Genomic DNA, 1,694 nt, shown 5'->3' with positions numbered 1-1,694 from the left:
CACCCGACTCGACCGCTGACCCGACGAGCACGCAGGGGTTGACCCGGACCCGAGGGCCGGATAAAGGAGAGACTCAACAAGGAGATCCGCCGGCGGACCGATGTCGTCGGGATCTTCCCCGACCGCACCGCCCTGATCCGGCTCGTCGGAGCCGTCCTGGCCGAGCAGCACGACGAATGGATCGAAGCCCGCCGCTACCTCGGCCTCGACGTTCTCGCCCGCTCCCGCGGCGGCCAGGCGCCCGACACCGTTACCGAACCCACCCAGGAGGTGACACCCGCGGCTCTGACCGCATAACCATCAGACGAGGAAGCACGCGACGGCGTACACCACCTCACGGGACTTGACCTACGACGTCGAGCAGCTCTACCGCGACAATCGCGTCCAGTCGATCCACGAAGGCACGCACGGACTTCAAGGACTCGACCTCCTCGGCCGGAAGGTCCCGATGAAGGACGGTGCGGGGCTGAAGCTCCTGTGCGACCGGATCGCGTCCACCATCGCCGCGGCGGAGGTGGCCGGAGACCGCTGCCGAGTGTTCGCCGCCCACCTGTCCGAGGCGGTCGGCAGCCTGACGCGCGCGACGGACGCCGCGCTCTCGGTGGCGCCGGACCGGGGCCTGGACAACTCTTCCGCCTACCTGGAAGCGACCGGACACATCGTCGTCGCGTGGCTGTGGCTCGATCAGGTGCTCGCCCTCGGGGATCGAGGCGACGCCTTTGCCGCAGGGAAGCGACAGACGGCGCTCTACTTCTTCGAGTGGGAACTGCCCAAGGCCCTCACACAGCTCGCACTGGTCGAACGCCTCGACTCCATTCCGCGGGACATGCTCGACGCGTGGTTCTGACGAACCACCTCTGGTACGGGTGAACCGAAACCGGGTGTTCACCCCTGCGAGAGGAACGGAGCGACTGCACGCCGGACGGAAGGGCGTGGGGGAGCGTGAGAGCGCCGCCAGCCGTTCCTGCGCCGCGCGGGCTAGCGCCGGCGAGCCATGCCCAGCACGTGCGTCGTCACGTTGAAGCCGGCCTTCATGGCGCGGTCCGCAATCGATCCGTCGGGCGGCAGCAGCTTGATCTGGCGGGCGAACTCCATCTGGTCGTAGCGCACCGTGTTGGTGACGACCGTCCCGTCCGCGATGACGAAGTGGTCCATTCCCTCGAGGTCGATTCGCCGCCCGGTGGCGGCGATTCCGGCGAAGGTGTCGACGTGCCGGCCGGTCAGGTGCCAGTGGACGAAGACGTCGTCTCCGGACGCGGCGACCGCGACGCTCTCCATCGCGAAATCGGCGATGGCGGCGAACACCTGGTCGAAGTAGCCGGCGATCTCGGCGCTCCCACGGCACGTCCCGGTCGGGAAGTGCACGACGGAGTCGGCCGTCCAGAAGTACGTGCGAAGGCTCTGGACGTCCTTGGCGTTGAGACGGTCGAACGCCCACCGGACGAGTTCGGCGTTGGAGGCGTCGTTCGGCGGAGCGACAGCGGTCGAGGTGAGCCTGTGATCGGGCATCTCTACTCCACATGCATGTTGTGGCGCGGCAGATCGGCGAGCACCGCACGGGATCCGTCAAGGCTAACGCCGCCGACCGTCGGCGCGCGAGAGGTCGGACGTTGCGGGCGAGTGCTGTGGCACGAGATTCACGACCGCGTCCGGTGACGTGACCGCCTTCGTCGTAGCACCCGGCGGTCCGGGGG

Annotated in this window: 2 protein-coding genes and 1 pseudogene; 2 read left to right on the top strand and 1 reads right to left on the bottom strand. The window is 68.3% G+C overall.

Annotation, left to right across the window (positions count from 1 at the left end):
* Positions 1–66: 66 nt before the first annotated feature.
* Together ABD951_RS01795 and ABD951_RS01790 are read left to right on the top strand one after the other, a co-directional pair.
* Positions 67–297 (top strand): annotated as a pseudogene (locus tag ABD951_RS01795) (transposase); the annotation flags it as partial.
* A 46-nt stretch (positions 298–343) separates the two neighbouring features.
* Positions 344–847: an acyl-CoA dehydrogenase C-terminal domain-containing protein gene (locus ABD951_RS01790; protein ID WP_345341460.1), complete on the top strand. Its 504-nt coding sequence runs from the start codon at positions 344–346 to the stop codon at positions 845–847.
* Positions 848–978: 131 nt separating this feature from the next.
* Here the strand turns inward: ABD951_RS01790 and ABD951_RS01785 are convergent, their stop codons facing one another.
* The gene (locus ABD951_RS01785; protein WP_345341459.1) at positions 979–1,509 is read right to left on the bottom strand and encodes an ester cyclase; all 531 of its coding nucleotides are present in this window, start codon (positions 1,507–1,509) and stop codon (positions 979–981) included.
* Positions 1,510–1,694: the final 185 nt, after the last annotated feature.

It is taken from the genome of Rhodococcus olei, assembly GCF_039540555.1.
Lineage (GTDB): Bacteria > Actinomycetota > Actinomycetes > Mycobacteriales > Mycobacteriaceae > Rhodococcus_G > Rhodococcus_G olei.
This window is presented reverse-complemented; position numbering and strand designations above follow the sequence as displayed.

Bases quoted from the DNA above. Each gene is read 5' to 3' on its own strand.
- ABD951_RS01785 (WP_345341459.1), bottom strand. From the start codon at position 1,509: ATGCCCGATCACAGGCTCACCTCGACCGCTGTCGCTCCGCCGAACGAC.